This window comes from Streptomyces sp. CNT360, assembly GCF_000424785.1.
The window spans coordinates 340895-359955 of sequence record NZ_AUKO01000012.1; the positions used below are offsets into that span (position 1 = coordinate 340895).

The 19061-nt window shown below is 73.6% G+C and carries 3 protein-coding genes; all 3 read left to right on the forward strand.

Translation table 11 applies throughout. From position 1 onward, the window contains the following. Positions 1-154 precede the first annotated feature (154 nt). On the forward strand, positions 155-3802 hold the full coding sequence (locus tag H297_RS36360) for a non-ribosomal peptide synthetase (protein ID WP_158693681.1): 3648 nt from the start codon (positions 155-157) through the stop codon (positions 3800-3802). Positions 3803-3813: 11 nt separating this feature from the next. Then, a complete protein-coding gene (locus tag H297_RS43735; RefSeq protein WP_027737644.1) occupies positions 3814-17094 on the forward strand; it encodes a type I polyketide synthase in 13281 nt (4426 codons plus the stop codon). A gap of 1 nt (position 17095) precedes the next feature. Then, on the forward strand, positions 17096-19061 hold a 1966-nt coding region (locus tag H297_RS36365; RefSeq protein ID WP_037794082.1), incomplete at its 3' end, for a type I polyketide synthase.

A 19061-nucleotide genomic window follows, 5' to 3' on the forward strand; every position in this document is an offset into this window, starting at 1 on the left:
TGCTGCGTCGGCGCGGAGCCGATGGCCCCATTCCGCGTGTGGACCGGAGCGGGCCGTTGCCGCTGTCCTTCGCGCAGCGGCGGCTGTGGTTCCTCGAACAGCTCTCTCCCGGCAACACCTCGTGGAACGCCTGCGCTAAAAATAACATGAGGTGGTGGGGCGGGTGCGGGAGACGGCGTTGGGTGCGTATGCGCATCAGGACCTGCCGTTCGAGTACCTGGTCGAGCGCCTGCAACCCGAACGCGACCTCTCCCGCCACCCACTGGTCCAGGTGATGTTCCAGCTCGTCAACACGCCTTTCGAGCGGGTGCCCTGGCCGGACGCCGAGGCCGAGTTGTTCGAGGTGAACGACGTCACCACACGTGTCGACATCGAGGCCCACCTCGTCGAGCAGGACGACGGCAGCGTCGCCGGGCCCGTGGTCTACAGCCGCGCCCTCTTCGACGCGTCCACCATCGAGCGGCTCATCCGCCATCTGAACACCGCACTGGAACAGCTGCTCGCCGACCCCGACCGGCCGATATCCGCACTCTCCCTCCTCGACGACGAGGAGGACGCACGTCAGCGTGCCGCCCACACCGCCGCCGAGGTCGCCGTCGACATCCGGCCGCTGCCCCAGCTCCTGGCCGAACAGGCGGCCCGCACCCCCGACCTCGTCGCCGTCGAACACGAGGACCGGACCCTCACCTACGCCGGACTGCTGCGAAGCGCCAACCAGTTGGCGCACCACCTGCGCGCCTCGGGCGTCGGCCCGGACAGCATGGTCGGCCTGTGCCTGCCCCGCGGCATCGACATGTTCGTCGGACTCGTGGGCATCCTCCAGGCCGGTGCGGCCTACCTGCCGGTGAACCCGGAGCATCCGGCTGAACGGATCCGCCACATCGTCGACAACTCGCGCATGACCACGGCCGTCACACAGCGTTCCCTCCGTGAGGTGTTCCCGGAGACGGTGCACACGGTGCTCCTTCCCGACCTCGCGGCCGACGAGCTGAGCACCCTGCCCGCCACCGTGCCCGACAGCGGTGTCACCCCCGACCACCTCGCCTACGTCGTCTACACCTCCGGCTCGACCGGCGAACCCAAGGGCATCGCCATGTCGGGACGCTGCGTCGTCAACATGCTCGCCTGGCAGAAGACGGCGGTGCCCGGCGGCCCCGGGACCCGCACGGCACAGTTCACCGAGCTCACCTTCGACGTGTCGGTGCAGGAAGTGCTCTCCGCCTTCCTCTACGGGGAAACCCTCGTCGTACCGAGCGCGGAGACCCGGCGTGATCCGGCCGAGTTCGTGCGCTGGCTGGAGCACAAGGCGATCAACCAGGTGTTCGTGCCCAACGTGATGGTGCGCGCCATCTGTTCGGCTTCCGGGCGGCAGAACGCGGACCTCGGCGCGCTGCGCCACATCAGCCAGGCCGGGGAGCCGCTGGCCCTCGACGCCGACCTGCGCACCCTGTTCGAGCGCTGCCCCGACCTGCGGATGCACAACCACTACGGGTCCACCGAGATCCAGGTCGTCACCTCCTACACGCTGCCCCGGGACGTGACGGTCTGGCCCCGGAAGGCGCCCGTCGGCACGGCCACCTGGAACCACCGCATCTACGTGGTGGACGAGCGGTGCCGCCGGGTCCCGGTGGGGGTGGCGGGTGAGATCTGTGTCGCAGGACCAGGGCTGGCGCGGGGCTATGTGGGGCGGCCGGGGCTGACCGCCGAGCGGTTCGTGGCGGACCCGTTCGGCGAGCCGGGCACCCGCATGTACCGCACGGGTGACCTGGGCCGGTGGCTGCCGGACGGCAACCTGGAGTACCTCGGCCGCGCGGACGACCAGGTCAAGATCCGCGGCTTCCGCGTCGAGCCCGGCGAGGTCGAGACCGTGCTGCGCCGGCACCCGTCGGTCGGCCAGGCAGCCGTCGTCGCCCGGGAGACCGGCTCAGGACACCGGCAGCTGGTCGCCTACGTCGTCCCGCACGCCGGTACCGCGTGTTCCGCCGCGGCCCTGCGCGCCCACATGTCCGAGGCGGTGCCCGACTACATGGTGCCGTCCGCGTTCGTCACGCTCGCCGACTTCCCCCTCACCTCCACCGGCAAGATCGACCGCCGCGCGCTGCCTGCCCCGGAGGCCCGGGACCCGGCCGGAACGGACGCGGACGAGACCTACGCCGCACCGCGGACACCGGAGGAGAAGGTGGTGTGCGCCGCCTTCGCCGAGGTGTTCGAGGCGGAGCAGGTCGGGGTCGACGACGACTTCTTCGCACTCGGCGGCCACTCCCTCCTCGCCACCCAGGTCGTCTCCCGCATCGAGACCGCGACCGGTGTCACCGTGCCGGTGGCGGAGCTGTTCCGCCTGCGTACCGCCCGCGGGCTCGCCACCCTGCTCGCCGCCCCGGACTCCGCCTTGGCGCAGGCCACTTCGCCGGGCGCCGCCGCCTCACCTGCGACCGCCCCGGCCCCTGCCCGGCCCGCCCTGGCACCCGTCGACAGGAGCGCGGACCTTCCGCTGTCGTTCGCCCAGGAGGGCTACTGGGCGGTCGAACGGGCCCGCCCGGGCACCCACCTGTGGAACGTGCCGTTCGTCATGCGGGCCCGCGGTCCCCTCGACCTGAACGCGCTCGGCGCGGCCGTCTCCGCGCTCCTGGAGCGGCACGAGGCGCTCCGTACCACCGTCCGCCCGACGGGCGACGCCCCTCTCCAGCACATCCATCCGGCACCGCCCGTACTGCTGGAAGCCGAACCGGTGCCGGGTGCGGCACCGGCCGAACGCGAGTCGGCGGCGCGCGACCTGATCGCCGACGAGGCGGCCCGCCCCTTCGACCTGGTGCGCGGCCCGATCCTGCGCACCCGCGTGCTGCGCCTCGGCGAACAGGACCATGTGATCGCTCTGACGACCCACCACATGGCCACCGACGCCTGGTCGCAGGACGTACTGTGGAGCGAGCTGTCGGCCGGCTACGCCGCACACCTGGCCGGGGACGCACCGCACCTGCCACGGCTTCCCGTGCAGTACGCCGACTTCGCGGTGTGGCAGCGCCGGTGGCTGTCCGGAGACGCCCTGCGCGAGCAGTGGGACTACTGGTCCCGGAAGTTGGAGGGCTGCCCGGCCCCGGCGGCCCTGCCGACCGACCGGCCCCGCACCGACGAGGCACCCTCCGAGGGCGGCACCGTGAGCGTCACGCTCGGCACGGACCTCGTGCGTGCGGTACGGGAGCTCGGCGCGGCGGAGGACGCCACCTTGTTCATCGTCCTCCTCGCGGCCTTCCAGACCGTCCTGGCCGACGAGACGGGGGATGGCGACGTCGTCCTCGGTTCCCCGGTCGCCGGGCGGTCCCGCCCCGAGCTGGAGCACCTGATCGGCGGCTTCGCGAACATGCTCGTGCTGCGCACCGACGTGTCCGGAGACCCCACCTTCCGCGAGGTGCTGGCGCGTACCCATGAGACCGCGACCGGGGCCTACGCACGTGCGGACATGCCCTTCCATCTCCTCGCCGAACGCTTCGGGCACGACCGGCACGGCCTGGTACAGGCCATGTTCCAACTGGTCAACACACCACGGGACGAGCCGTCACTGGCCGGGACCCGGCTGGAGACCTTCGACCACGGGAGGGTGGCAGTGCGGATGGATCTGGAGGTGACGCTCATGGAGGAGGGGAACGAGGTGACAGCCCACGCGCTGTACCGCCGGTCGCTGTTCGACCCCGCCACGGTCGAGCGGCTGCTGCGGAGGCTCACCGCCACCCTGGCGGAGCTGGTCGCCCACCCGGACCGCCCCGTCTCCCGTTCCCTGCGCACCACCGGCGGCGACACCCGATGAGGACGGCGACCATGCACGGCCCCACCCCTGCCGCTGCCACCCCCGATGCCGTGGCCGTGGTCGGCATCTCCTGCAGGCTGCCGCAGGCCCGGGACCGCGACGCCTTCTGGTCGCTGCTGCGCGAGGGCCGCAGCGGCCTGAGCCGGACCGACCGCTTCGGTGCGCCGCAGCGCGGCGGCTTCCTGGAGCGCGTCGACGAGTTCGACGCCGCCTACTTCGGCATCAGCTCGACCGAGGCGGCGGCGATGGACCCGCGGCAACGGCTCGCGCTGGAACTGTGCGTCGAGGCGGTGGAGGACGCGGGCCTCCTGCCCGCGCGGCTGCGCGACACCCGCACCGGCGTCTTCGCGGGCGCCATCTGGGACGACTACGCCACCCTCACCTACCGCGCGGGTGAGGAGGCGATCGGTGCCCACACCATGACCGGGCTGCACCGTGGGATCATCGCCAACCGCGTCTCGTACACCTTCGGGCTGCGCGGGCCCAGCCTCACCGTCGACACCGGCCAGTCCTCCTCCCTGGTGGCGGTGCACCTGGCCTGCGAGAGCCTGCGCACCGGCGAGTCCACCCTGGCGCTGGCGACCGGCGTCAACCTGATGCTCGTGCCGGACAGCACCAGGACGGCGGCCGCCTTCGGTGGCCTGTCACCGGACGGCGAGGCGTACGTCTTCGACGCGCGCGCCAACGGCTTCGTACGGGGCGAGGGCGGCTGCGCCGTGCTGCTCAAACCGCTGGCCGCGGCGCTGGCGGACGGTGACCCGGTCTACTGCGTGATCCGCGGCAGCGCCGTCAACAACGACGGAGCCACCGACGGCCTCACCGTGCCGAGCGCCCCCGTCCAGGCCGATGTCGTACGCGCCGCCCACCAGCAGGCCGGGGTCACCGCGGCGGACATCCAGTACGTCGAACTCCACGGCACCGGCACCGCGGTCGGCGACCCCGTCGAGGCGGCCGGACTGGGCATGTGGCTCGGCTCCGACCGGGACCGTGCGCTGCCGCTCGCCGTCGGCTCGGTGAAGACCAACATCGGCCACCTGGAGGGCGCCGCGGGCATCGCCGGGCTGGTGAAGACCGCGCTGGCCGTCCGCCACCGGCAGCTTCCGGCGAGCCTGAACTTCCGCACCCCCCACCCCGCGATCCCGCTGGACGCGCTCGGCCTGGAGGTGTGCCGCGAGCTGGGCCCCTGGCCCGACGCGTCCCGCCCCCTGCTGGCCGGAGTGAGCGCCTTCGGCATGGGCGGCACCAACTGCCACGTCGTGGTCGCGGAGCCCCCCACTCCGCCGCCGGCCCCGCCACACGAGACCGCGGGGCACGCCCTCCCCGTCCTGCTGTCCGGGCGGACCGCCGAGGCCCGCCGGGCCCAGGCCGCACGGCTCGCGGCGTACCTGACGGACGGGCGGGCCGGCCTCCGGCCGCTGGATGTCGCCTTCTCCCTCGCGACCACCCGCACCGCCCATGAGCACCGCTGCTTCTTCCTCGCCGAGGACCGCGCCGAACTCCTCGACCGTCTCCATGCCCTCGCGGCGGACCACGTCGACCCGGCGGTCACCTCGGGCACCGTGACACAACGCCCCCACCTCGCCTACCTGTTCGCCGGTCAGGGCGCGCAGTGGCTGGGCATGGGGCACGAGTTGTACGCGCACTTCCCGGTGTTCGCCTCCGTCCTGGACGAGGCGCTGGGACGCCTCGGCGTGCGGGAGGAGTTCTTCGGGCAGGGTGACGTGGACGAGGCCGCGTTGGAGGGTACGGGTGTGGCGCAGCCGGTGTTGTTCGCGTTCGAGGTGGCGCTGTTCCGGTTGTTGGAGTCGTGGGGTGTGGTGCCGGATGTGGTGGCGGGTCATTCGGTGGGGGAGATTGCGGCTGCGCATGTGGCGGGGGTTTTGTCGCTTGAGGACGCGTGTGTGTTGGTGGAGGCGCGTGGCCGTTTGATGCAGGAGTTGCCCGCCGGTGGGGCGATGGTGGCGCTGGAAGCCTCGGAGGAAGAGGTCGCGCCGCTGGTGGCGGGTAGCGGTGAGGTGGCGTTGGCTGCAGTGAACGGGCCGGACGCTGTGGTGGTGTCGGGGGTCGAGGCGGCTGTGGAGCGGGTGGTGTCGTCGTTCGGGGGGCGGCGGTCGCGGCGGTTGCGGGTGAGTCATGCGTTCCATTCGCCGTTGATGGAGCCGATGGTCGGCCGGTTCCGTGAGGTGGTGGAGGAGCTCTCCTTCCACCCGCCACGGGTTCCGTTCGTCTCGACGGTGACGGGTGAGCGGGTGGTGGAGGAGATCGCGTCGCCGGGCTACTGGGTGGAGCATGTGCGGGCGACGGTGCGGTTCGCCGACGCGGTGCAGCGCCTGCATGCCGACGGGGTGGACACGTTCGTCGAGATCGGTCCGGACGGGACCCTCACCGGAATGCGGCGTGCGGAACAGCCCTCGCAGGCATTCCCCGCGCTGCGCCCGGGGTGGGGCGAGGTGCGGTCCGTCCTCGGCACACTCGGTCACCTGCACGTGTGCGGCGTCCCGGTCGACTGGGCCGCGCTGTACGAGCCGTGGAAGCCCGTGCGGGTCCAGCTGCCGACGTACGCCTTCCAGCGCGACCGCCACTGGGTGGGCGAGCGGGCACGAGCCGAGGCGTCGGCGGGGAGGGACGAACCCGCGCTGCGCCGGGAACTCGCCGGGGTGGCGGGTCCGGAGCGGATGCGTCAGGTCCTCGACCTCGTACGGGCCCAGACCGCCCACGTGGCGGGCTCGGCGGGGGCGGCGGGTGTGGATCCGGGGCGTACCTTCCACGACCTCGGTCTCAACTCCGTTGCGGGTGTCGAACTTCTCGAACGGCTCAACGCGCTCGCCGGTCTCAGGCTGTCGCCGAGTGTCCTGTTCGAGCACCCGACGCCGACACGCCTGGCCGCCCACGTCCTCCGGGCGCTGGACGCGGAGGCCCGGCCGGAGGACGGCACCCGGGGCCAGGGCACCCCGGGGGGCGGGGCGGAGCCGGGCGCCGACACGGCGCCCGCCGGGCCCGACGCCGACGACCCGATCGCCGTCGTGGCGATGAGCTGCCGGCTCCCCGGCGGGGTGACGAGCCCCGAGGAGCTGTGGGGACTGGTCACCGCCGGCACGGACGCGATCGGACCGTTCCCCGACGACCGCGGCTGGGACCTCGACGGGCTGTACGACCCGGACCCCGACCGTCAGGGCACCAGCTATGTGCGGGCGGGCGGATTCCTCTACGACGCGGGCGAGTTCGACCCCGCGGTATTCGGCGTGACCCCGCGCGAGGCGCTGGCCATGGACCCGCAGCAGCGGCTGCTGCTGGAGACCTCCTGGGAGGTGTTCGAGCGGGCAGGGATCGACGCGGCGGCACTCCGCGGCAGGCCGGTCGGTGTCTTCGTCGGCGCCACACCCCAGGACTACGGCCCCCGCATGCACCAGGCGTCGGGCGGCCTCGGCGGGTACGTCCTGACCGGCACCACCGGAAGCGTCGCCTCCGGGCGCATCGCCTACACCTTCGGATTCGAGGGCCCAGCGGTCACCGTCGACACCGCGTGCTCGTCGTCGCTGGTCGCCCTGCACATGGCGTGCCAGGCGCTGCGCCAGGGCGAGTGCACGGCCGCGCTGGCAGGCGGCGTCAGCGTCATGGCCGAGCCGGGCATGTTCATCGAGTTCAGCCGCCAGCGCGGGCTGGCGGCCGACGGCCGCTGCAAGCCGTTCGCCGCGGCGGCGGACGGCACGGCCTGGGCCGAGGGCGTGGGCGTCCTGCTCCTGGAGCGGCTCTCCGAGGCCCGGGCGCACGGACACCCGGTGCTGGCGGTGGTGCGCGGCTCCGGCGTCAACTCCGACGGCACCTCCAACGGCCTCACGGCGCCCAACGGGGGCTCACAGCGCAGGGTGATCGCCCAGGCGCTGGCACAGGCTCGGCTCGCACCCCGGGACGTGGACGCCGTCGAGGCCCACGGGACCGGCACCGAACTCGGCGACCCGATCGAGGCCGAGGCGCTCATCGCCACCTACGGGCGGGACCGGCACGCCGAACGGCCGCTGCTGCTGGGCTCGTTGAAGTCCAACATCGGGCACGCACAGGCCGCTGCCGGAGTCGCCGGCGTCATCAAGACGGTCATGGCGATGCGGCACGGCACGCTGCCCCGCACCCTGCACGTGGACGAGCCGACCCCGCACGTGGACTGGTCTGCGGGTGCGGTGCGGCTGCTCACCGAACAGGTCGCCTGGCCGGAACACGAGGGACCCCGCCGGGCCGCGGTGTCGTCGTTCGGCATCAGCGGCACCAACGCCCACGTGATCCTGGAACACGCCGCGGAGCAGGCTGACCCGTACGCCCCGGAGAACCCCGCCGACACCGGTACGGGGATCGCTGAGGTGGCCCGCCTAGCCGCCGGGCCCACGGCTGTACCCGCGGTGCCGTGGGTGCTGTCCGCCAAGACCGCTCCGGCCTTGCGCGCCCGGGCCGGGCAGTTGCGCGCCGCCTTGAACACCACCCCGCTCCACCCGGTGGATGTCGGCTACTCGCTGGCCACGGGCCGGAGCGCGCTGGAACACCGCGCCGTGGTGATCGGCGCGGACACCGAGGAGTTGCTGGCGCGGCTCACCGACGAGGCGGTGGAGGGCCGCGCGGTGAGCGATGCGACTGTCGCGTTCGTCTTCCCCGGCCAGGGCGCCCAATGGGTGGGCATGGCGGCCGACCTCGTCGCGGCGTCTCCGGTGTTCGCGGCCCGCATGGCCGCATGCGCCGAGGCACTGCGGCCCTTCGTCGACTGGTCGCTGTTCGACGCGCTGACCGACGCCGAACTGCTGGAGCGGGTCGATGTCGTGCAACCGGCGCTGTGGGCGGTCATGGTGTCGCTGGCGGAGGTGTGGCGGGCCCACGGCGTGGAGCCCGCCGCCGTCGCGGGACACAGCCAGGGTGAGATCGCCGCCGCCTGCGCCGCGGACGCCCTGTCGCTGGAGGACGGCGCCCGGGTGGTCGCCCTGCGCAGCAAGGCCCTCCTGGCCCTCTCCGGGCTCGGCGGCATGGTGTCGGTGTCCAGGCCCGTGACCGACATCGACCTGGACGGGCTGTCCGTGGCAGCGCTCAACGGGCCACGCTCGACGGTGGTCTCCGGCTCCACCGAAGCTCTGGAGGCGCTGCTGGCCCGCGACGGACACGCCCGCCGGGTACCGGTGGACTACGCCTCGCACTCGCCGCAGGTCGAAGCCGTCCGGGACCGTCTGCTGGCCGACCTCGCCCCCGTCACGCCACGGGCCTCCCGGGTGCCGTTCCACTCCACCGTCACCGGCGGGCCCCTGGACACGACGGCACTCGACGCCGACTACTGGTACCGCAACCTGCGGGAACAGGTACGGTTCGCCCCGGTGGTACGGGGCCTGCTCGACGCGGGGACGACCTGCTTCGTCGAGGTCGGCCCGCACCCGGTGGTCTCGCTCGGCATCCAGGAGACCCTCGACGAGGCCACCACCGGCACCGACGGGCCCCGAACCGAGCAGACCCACCCCGGCACCGACCGACCCGACGCCGACCGTTCCGGCAGCGGTCCGTTGAACGTCGGCCGTCCCGGGACCGACCGGCAGCAGTCCGGTCGAACCGGGACCGACCGGCGCGGCGCCGTCGTGGTCGGAACGCTGCGGCGGCACGCCGAGGGGCCTCGTCACCTGCTGACCTCGCTGGCCGAGGCGTTCGTGCACGGCGTCCCCGTACGCTGGGACACCGTTTTCACCGGCTCCGGCGCGCGGCGCGTCGAACTGCCCACCTACCCCTTCCAGCGTGAGCGCTACTGGGTCCCCGGCACCGGGCAGCCCGCCGACGCCCGACGGTTCGGCCTGGAGGACGCCGGGCATCCGCTCCTGCACGCCACCGTCGACCTCGCCGACGACGCCGGTGCGGTCTTCACCGGGCAGCTTTCCCTGCGGTCGCAGCCCTGGCTGGCCGACCACGAGGTCTCCGGCGCGCCGCTGCTCGCGGGCACCGCCTTCCTCGGGCTGGCTTTGTGGGCCGGCGCCGCCACCGGTCACGGCCGGATCGCCGACCTCACGATCGAGACGCCGCTGCCGGTGCCCGCCGACAGGGCGGTCACCGTACAGATCGTCGTACGCGCGCCCGAGGGCGCCGACGGGCGTGCCCTTTCCCTGTTCGCCCGCCCCGAAGGGGAAGAGCACTGGACCCGGCACGCCACCGCCACCCTGACGGACCCCGCCCGCACCGAGGCAGGAACCCCCGCGACCGGCACCGCGCCTTCCTGGCCCGAGGACCATGGAGCGGACCTGGAAGAGGTCGATCTGGCCGGGGCGTACGACCGCCTGGCCGACGGCGGGTTCGCCTACGGGCCCGCCTTCCAGGGGCTGCGGCGGCTGCGTCGGCGGGGCGAGGAGCTGTTCGCCGAGGTGAGCGTGGCCGACGCGGCCGGGTTCGACCTGCACCCGGCCCTGCTGGACGCGGCATTGCACGCTCTCGAACTGCGGGCCCTGAGCGACGGCGGAGCCGGCCTGCTGCCGTTCTCGTGGAGTGGCGTGCAACTGCACCGCACCGGTGCCACCTCGCTGCGCGTCCGTCTTTCCCCGGCCGGGCCCCACACCACGACGCTGACCGCGTACGACGAGACCGGTGCGCCCGTGCTGACCGTCGACTCGCTGGTGATGCGGCCCGCCACCGCGACGCACGGTGACACCCTCTTCCGGGTGGACTGGACCGCACCGGAGCGGTCAGCCGTCCGCCGAAGCCGCAGTCAGGACCAGGTTCCGGTCCCCGACCGGGAGCGGGGCGGCCGGGCCGTGCTCGGCACCCACGTCGCGGGCCTGACGACCTACCACGACCTGGACGCCCTGACCGCCGCCCCGGTGCTGCCCGACGTGGTCTTCCTGCCGTGTCCGCCCACCGCCACAGCCGACGGCACGGCTCCCGCCACCGCCGGCGCCGGCAGCGGAACGGCCGGCCTCGCAGCGGCCGCCCACGCCGTGACCGGGCGCACGCACCGGCTGCTGCGTGACTGGCTGGCCGACGACCGGCTCGACGAGGTGCGGCTCGTCGTGGTCACCCAGGGAGCCGTGGCCACCGGGCGGGACGACGCGGTCACCGACCTCGCATCAGCCCCCCTGTGGGGACTTCTGCGGTCGGCACAGTCGGAGAACCCCGGCAGGTTCGTCCTGCTCGACACCGACACGCCCCCGGCCACCGCGCTGAACACCTCGACCGCCGAGGCCGCGGTCGCCTCCGGGGAGCCCCAACTCGCCATCCGCGCAGACAGCTTGCTCGTACCCCGTCTCGCCCGCGCCCGCATTGCGCAGCCGGCCGCCCCGGGCGCGGGACGGCATGAGGAACCCGGCCGACGGCGGGAAGGCGAGCAGGAGCAGGCGCGCGGCCAAGGGTTCGGGGCCGACGGCACGGTCCTGATCACCGGTGCCCCGGGAGCGCTCGGCAGCACGCTCGCTCGGCATCTCGTGACCCGGCACGGCGTGCGGCACCTGCTGCTGGTGAGCCGGAGCGGTGAGCGCGCCCGGACGGCGCCCGCGCTCGTCGCCGAACTGACCGAGCTCGGTGCCGAGGTGACGCTCGCCGCCTGCGATGTCGCCGACCGCGACGCCCTGGCCGCCCTGCTGGCCACCGTCCCGGACAGCCACCCGCTGACCGGCGTGGTGCACGCGGCCGGGGTGCTCGACGACGCGACCGTCCCCACGCTGACCACGGAACGCCTCGACGCCGTACTCCGGCCGAAGGTCGACGCCGCCTGGCACCTGCACGAACTCACCGGCGACCTCGACGCGTTCGTGCTGTTCTCCTCCGCGATGGGCCTGCTCGGCAACGCGGGCCAGGGCAATTACGCGGCGGCGAACACCTTCCTCGACGCGCTCGCGGCACACCGTCGCCACCGCGGACTGCCCGCCGCCTCCCTCGCCTGGGGCCTGTGGGACGCCGCCGGAGGACTGACCCGGCACCTGGACGACCCGGAACCGACCACGACAGGCGTGGCCGCGCTCGGCACCGACGAGGCACTGGCCCTGTTCGACGCCGCCTGGCGGTCCGACGAGGCCCTCCTGGTGCCCGCCCGGCTCGACCTCTCCACCTGGCGGACGCCCGGGGCGCCGGAACCCGTACCCGCGCTGCTGCGAGGGCTGGTGCGCCCGCCACGCCGACGCGACCCCGCCGCGGGCGGCACACCGCCCGGCGACGCTTCCGGCCGCCTCGCCGGCCTCCCGCCGGCCGAACGGACCGACGCGCTGACCGCACTCGTGAGGCGCCACGCCGCCGCGGTGGTCGGCCACGACTCGCCCGACGCGATCGACCTCGACCGCACCTTCGGCGACATCGGCTTCGACTCGCTCACCTCGCTGGGCCTGCGCAACCGGCTCGCCACCGCGACCGGCCTGCGGCTGCCCGCCGCGCTGCTCTTCGACCACCCCACCCCGGCAGCCCTCGTCGCGCACCTGGACAGCCTCCTGCACGGCACCGCGCAGCCCGCCGCCACCCCGTCCGCCGACAGCGCCGCGGCCGGTGAACCGATCGCCGTCGTCGGAATGGCCTGCCGCTTCCCGGGCGGGGTCCGCACCCCCGAAGAGCTGTGGGACCTGCTGCTGCGCGGCGGCGACGCGATCTCCGAACTGCCCACCGACCGCGGCTGGGACCTCGACGCGCTCTACGACCCGGACCCCGACCGCGCGGGCCACAGCTACACCCGCTCGGGCGGCTTCCTCTACGACGCCGCCGACTTCGACCCCGAGTTCTTCGGCATCAGCCCCCGGGAAGCCCTCTCCATCGACCCCCAGCAGCGGCTGCTGCTGGAGACCTCGTGGGAGGCCGTCGAACGCGCCGGCCTCGACCCGCAGTCGCTGCGGCACAGCCGTACCGGCGTCTTCACCGGCCTGATGTACAACGACTACGCGACCCGCTTCCCGCGGCTGCCCGAGGAGTTCGAAGCCCACCTGGGCAACGGCAGCGCGGCGAGTGTCGCCTCCGGCCGCATCGCCTACACCCTCGGCCTGGAGGGCCCCGCGGTCAGCATCGACACCGCCTGCTCCTCCTCCCTGGTGGCGCTGCACCTGGCCTGCCAGGCGCTGCGTCAGGGCGAATGCTCGCTCGCGCTCACCGGAGGCGTGACCGTCATGTCGACCCCGAAGCTCCTCGTCGAGTTCAGCCGCCAGCGCGGCCTCGCCCCCGACGGCCGCTCCAAGGCGTTCGCCGCCACGGCCGACGGGATGGGCCCGGCCGAGGGCGTCGGCATGCTGGTGGTCGAGCGGCTGTCCGACGCGCGGCGCAACAACCACCCGGTGCTCGCCGTCGTACGCGGGTCCGCGACCAACCAGGACGGCGCGTCCAACGGCCTCACCGCACCCAACGGCCCCGCCCAGCAGCGTGTCATCCGCGCCGCACTGGACGCGGCGGGGCTGAGCCCCCACGACGTGGACGCGGTCGAGGCGCACGGCACCGGCACGGCCCTCGGAGACCCGATCGAGGCGGAAGCCCTGCTCGCCACCTACGGGCAGGATCGCGACCGGCCGCTGTGGCTGGGCTCCGTGAAGTCCAACATCGGGCACACGCAGGCGGCGGCGGGCGTCGCGGGGCTCATCAAGATGGTGCTCGCCATGCGCGCCGGGACGCTGCCCAGGACGCTGCACGCCGACGAGCCGACCCCGCACGTGGACTGGGCCGCAGGACCGGTACAGCTGCTGAACGCCACCACACCGTGGCGCACGGACGGCGGGCCCCGGCGCGCCGGCGTCTCCTCGTTCGGCATCAGCGGTTCGAACGCCCACATCGTGCTCGAACAAGCCCCGGCGGAACCCGACACCACGCTTGCGGACCCGCCTGCCCCCGACGGCCCCCTGCCCTGGATCCTGTCGGCCCGCACCGACCGCGCACTGGGCCGGCAGGCGGCCGCACTGCGCGCGTTCAGCAGCCCGCCGGACCGGCCGGGCGAGGCAACGGCCACCGGAGGCGGTGCCGCAGACACCGGCGGCATCGCACACGCGCTCGCCACCACCCGGTCGCTGTTCGCGCACCGGGCCGTCGTGGTGGCCGACACCGCGGAAGGACGTGACCGCGCACTGGCCGCGCTCGCCGACGGCGGGGCCGCGCCCGGACTCGTCCAGGGTGTCGCAGGCAGCGCCGCGGCGCCCGTGTTCGTCTTCCCCGGCCAGGGCACCCAGTGGGCCGGCATGGGCGCGGAACTCCTCGCCACCTCCGCGGCGTTCCGCACGGAGATCGAGGCGTGCGCCGACGCCTTGGCACCGCACGTCGACTGGTCGCTGACCGACGTCCTGTGCGCCGACCCCGAGGCCCCCTCCCTCGACCGCGTCGACGTCGTCCAGCCCGCGCTCTTCGCCATGATGGCCGGACTGGTGCGGCTCTGGCAGGCGCACGGCGTGCGCCCCTCCGCGGTGATCGGACACTCCCAGGGCGAGATCGCCGCCGCCTACGTCGCCGGGGCGCTCTCCCTCGCGGACGCCGCCCGCGTGGTCGCGCTGCGCAGCAAGGCACTGGCCGCACTGTCCGGCTCCGGCGGCATGGCATCCGTACCGCTCCCGGTGGACGAGGTACGCGCCCGAACCGCCGCAAAAGGCGACCGGATCAGCATCGCGGCCGTCAACGGACCGGCCTCCGTGGTGATCTCCGGCAGCCCCGCGGCGCTCGACGCGCTCGTCGCCGACTGCGTCGAGGACGGCATACGGGCCCGCCGCATTGCCGTCGACTACGCGTCCCACTCACCCCAGGTCGACGCCCTCCAGGAGGAACTCCTGGCCGCGTTGGCACCGATCGCCCCCAAGTCCGTCGACCTGCCGTTCCACTCCACCCTCGAGGGCCGCCCCGTGGACACCGCCACGCTGGACGCCGACTACTGGGTCCGCAACCTGCGCCACACGGTCCGGTTCGCCGACACCGCCGCCGGGCTGGCCGCTGCCGCGCCCGCCACCACCTTCGTCGAGGTGAGCCCGCACCCGGTGCTCACCTCCCCCCTCCAGGACATCCTGGACGACAGCGACGCGGCGATCGGCACACTGCGCCGCGACGACGGCGGCCCCGCACGGTTCCTGACCTCCCTCTCCCAGGCGCACGTACGAGGCGTCCCCGTGGACTGGAGCGCCGCCCTCGGCGGGCCGCGCCGCCGCACCGTCCCCCTGCCGACCTACCCGTTCCAGCGGCAGCGCTACTGGCTCGAAGCCCCCGCCGCACCCGCGCCCACCGGGGCATCCGTCGAGGCGGCCGACGACGACGCGGCGCTCTGGGCCGCCGTCGACCACAACGACCCGAAGGCGCTCGCCGACCTGCTGGCAGGCGCCCCCGACCACGACCCGGCCGCGGTCGACGCGGCCATGTCGCTGCTCACGGCGTGGCGCGACACCCGCAGGGCCCGGGCCGAGACGGACACCTGGCGGTACCGGATCGCCTGGCGCCTCGCCGCCGACCCCGAGGCCGTACTGTCCGGCGACTGGCTCGTCGTCGTCCCCGACAGACTGTCCGACGACCCCTGGGCCAGCGGCGCCACCGACGCCCTGACCCGCGCGGGAGCCCGCGCCCACGCCGTGACCGTACCGGCCGGCGCCCTCGACCGGCCTGCCCTGGCCGCCAGGGCACAGCACGCGACCGGTGTCCTGTGCCTGCTCGCCCTGGACGAGCAGCCCCGCGACGGCTTCCCGTCCGTACCCGACGGGTACGCCCGCACCATCGAGCTCCTCCAGGCCCTCGGCACCCTCGAAGACGCACCGCCCCTGTGGTGCCTCACCCGCGGAGCCGTCTCCACCAGCGCCTCCGACCCCGTCACCAGCGCCTCGCAGGCCCTCGTGTGGGGCATGGGCCGAGTCGCCGCACTGGAACACCCGGAACAGTGGGGCGGCCTCATCGACCTGCCCGCCATCGCCGACGACCGGGCGAAGGACCGGCTCGCCGCCTGCCTGGCCCCGGCAGCCGGTGAGGACCAAGTGGCCCTCCGCAGCTCGGGCCGGTACGTCCGGCGCCTGCTCCGGGCACCCGAACCGGCCGCGGCCCGCCCCACCTGGCGGGGCCGCGGCACGGTCCTGGTCACCGGCGGCACCGGCGCCCTCGGCTCCCAGCTGGCGCCCTGGCTGGCCGAGCAGGGAGCCGAACACCTCCTGCTCGTCAGCCGCAGCGGCCCGGCCGCCCCGCACGCGGCGGAAGTCGCCGCCCGGGTCCGCGCGCACGGCGCCGACGTCACCCTCGCCGCATGCGACATCGCAGACCGCACAGCCGTGGCGGAACTGCTCGCCACCGTTCCCGCAGACCGTCCGCTGCGCGCCGTCTTCCACGCCGCCGCACTCCTCGACGACGCCTCCCTCGACACCCTCACCCCCGCACAGATGGACCGGGCACTGCGCGCCAAGGCCGACGGCGCCCGCCACCTCCACGACCTCACCGGCGACCTGGACGCGTTCGTCCTCTTCTCCTCACTCGGCGGCACCCTCGGCCTGCCGGGCCAGAGCAACTACGCGCCGGCCAACGCCTTCCTGGACGCCCTTGCCCACGAACGCCACGCCGCGGGCCTCCCCGCGACCTCCGTCGCCTGGGGCGCCTGGGCGGGCGGCGGCATGGCACAGGGCACCGTCTCCAGCGTGCTGCGACGCCACGGGCTCCCCGAGATGGCGCCCGACCGTGCGCTGGACGCACTGCACCGGGCGCTGTCCGGCGACGAGCCGGCACCGGTGCTCGCCGACGTCGACTGGGACCGCTTCCACACGGCGTTCACCGCGCTGCGGCCCAGCCCGCTGCTCGCGGAGATCCCCGACGTCGCACGGTTTCTGGAACCCGCCGACAGCGGCCCGGAGACGGCCGAGGAACCGCTGCGTGCGCAGCTCGTCAAGGCAAGCGGGAGTCGGCGCACCCACCTCCTGCTCGACCTCGTCCGCACCCACGTGGCAGCCGTCCTCGGCTACGACGACACGGCCTCCGTCGCACCCGACCGCGCGTTCCAACAGGCCGGGTTCGACTCGGTACTCGGAGTCGAACTGCGCAACCGGCTGGCGACGGCCACCGGACTGAGACTCCCCGCGACCGCCGTCTTCGACCACCCGACCCCCGCGGCACTCGCCGGCTACCTGGACGAGCGGCTGCCCGGCGCGGAAACAATCTCCTCAGCGGATGCGGAACCCGCGGCGGCCGCCGACGCGTCCATGATCATGGAGCTCGACCGACTGACCGGGCTGCCGGTCGACGAGAACGACCGGGAAGGCGTACGCAAGCGGCTCCGCTCGCTGCTGGAGAAGTGGGCCGACCCCGGACGAACCACCCGCGACGGTCTCGACGAGACCAGCGACGACGAGCTGTTCGACTTGATCGACAAGGACTTGGGGGTGTCCTGACATGGCGACAGAGGAAAAGCTCCGCGACTACCTACGCCGCGTCACCCACGAACTCCAGGAGACCCGCCACCGCGTCGCCGAGCTGGAGAACCCCACCGCCGAGCCCGTGGCCGTCGTCGGCATGAGCTGCCGTTATCCCGGTGGCGTCCGCTCTCCCGAGGACCTGTGGCACCTGGTCTCCGAGGGCCGGGACGCGATCTCGGAGTTCCCCACCGACCGCGGCTGGGACCTGGGCGGCCGGCACGCCACGGACCCCTCCGTGCCGGGCACCTTCTACCCGAGCGGCGGCGGATTCCTGTACGACGCCGCCGACTTCGACCCCGCGGTGTTCGACATCTCCCCGCGTGAGGCACTGGCGATGGACCCCCAGCAGCGCCTGTTGCTGGAGACCACCTGGGAGGTGTTCGAACGCGCCGGCATCCCGGTGACCTCGCTGCGCGGCTCCGACACCGGCGTCTTCGTCGGCTCGACCTACCAGGACTACGCCTCCCGCCTGGAGCGGACCCCCGCCGACGTCGAGGGCTACGTCGTCACCGGCAACACCGCAAGCGTCGCCTCGGGCCGTGTGGCCTACACATACGGCTTCGAAGGCCCCGCGCTCACCCTGGACACCGCCTGCTCGTCCTCCTTGGTCGCCCTGCACCTGGCCGCTCAGTCCCTGCGCCACGGCGAATGCTCGCTCGCCCTCGCGGGCGGCGTCGTGGTGATGTCCTCCCTGGACATGTTCGTGGAGTTCAGCCGCCAGCGCGCCCTCGCACCGGACGGCCGCTGCAAGGCCTACTCCGCCGCCGCGGACGGCTTCGGCTCCTCCGAGGGCGTCGGCGTGCTGCTGCTGGAGCGCCTGTCGGACGCGCGGCGCAACGGACACCGGGTACTTGCCGTCGTCCGGGGCTCCGCGGTGAACCAGGACGGCGCGTCCAATGGTCTGACCGCACCCAACGGTCCGTCGCAGCAGCGCGTGATCCGCCGGGCCCTGGCGAACGCCGGCCTGTCGGCGTCCGAGGTGGACGCCGTCGAGGGCCACGGCACCGGAACGCCACTGGGCGACCCGATCGAGGCCCAGGCACTGTCGGCGACGTACGGTGCGGAGCGTGCGGCCGAGCGTCCGTTGCTGCTGGGTTCGGTGAAGTCGAACCTGGGGCATACGCAGGCGGCTGCGGGTGTGGCGGGTGTCATCAAGATGGTGATGGCGATGCGGCACGGGGTGCTTCCGGCGACGCTGCACGTGGACGAGCCCTCGCCGCACGTGGAGTGGGACGAGGGCGGAGTCCGTCTGCTGACCAAGACGACGGACTGGCCGCAGACTCAGCGCCCGCGGCGGGCGGGCATCTCCTCGTTCGGCATCAGCGGAACGAACGCCCACGTCATCGTGGAGCAGGCCCCCGAGGCCGAGACCGGGTCCCCGCCGGACGCGTCCGCTGAGGCCACGTCTTCGCACCGGCCGGCACCACTGATGCCCGTACCGGTGCCGGTGCCGGTCTCAGCGAGGACCGCCGACGCACTGCGTGCGCAGGCGAAGCGACTGCTGGACCACCTGGACGCACATCCCGGCACGGAAGTGTCCACCCTCGGCGCCGCTTTGACGACCTCGCGGTCGATGCTGGAGCAGCGCGCGGTGGTACTGGCGGCCGACGCAGACGAGGCACGCGAGGGGCTACAGGCGCTCGCACAAGGCCGGGCGGCGGACACACGTGTCGTCACCGGGACGGCACGAGCAGGCAAGAAGGGCTTCCTGTTCACGGGTCAGGGTGCGCAGTGGGCCGGTATGGGGCGGGAGTTGTATGTCTCGTTCCCGGTGTTTGCGGCGGCGTTGGATGAGGTGTTGGAGCATCTGGGTGTGCGGGATGTGTTGTTCGGGGGTGAGGGGGCTGTGTTGGAGGGTACGGGTGTGGCGCAGCCGGTGTTGTTTGCGTTCGAGGTGGCGTTGTTCCGGTTGTTGGAGTCGTGGGGTGTGGTGCCGGATGTGG

What these genes read in the sequence shown, in the direction of transcription:
- H297_RS43735 (WP_027737644.1), top strand. Translation starts at nt 3,814, where the DNA reads ATGCACGGCCCCACCCCTGCCGCTGCCACCCCCGATGCCGTGGCCGTG.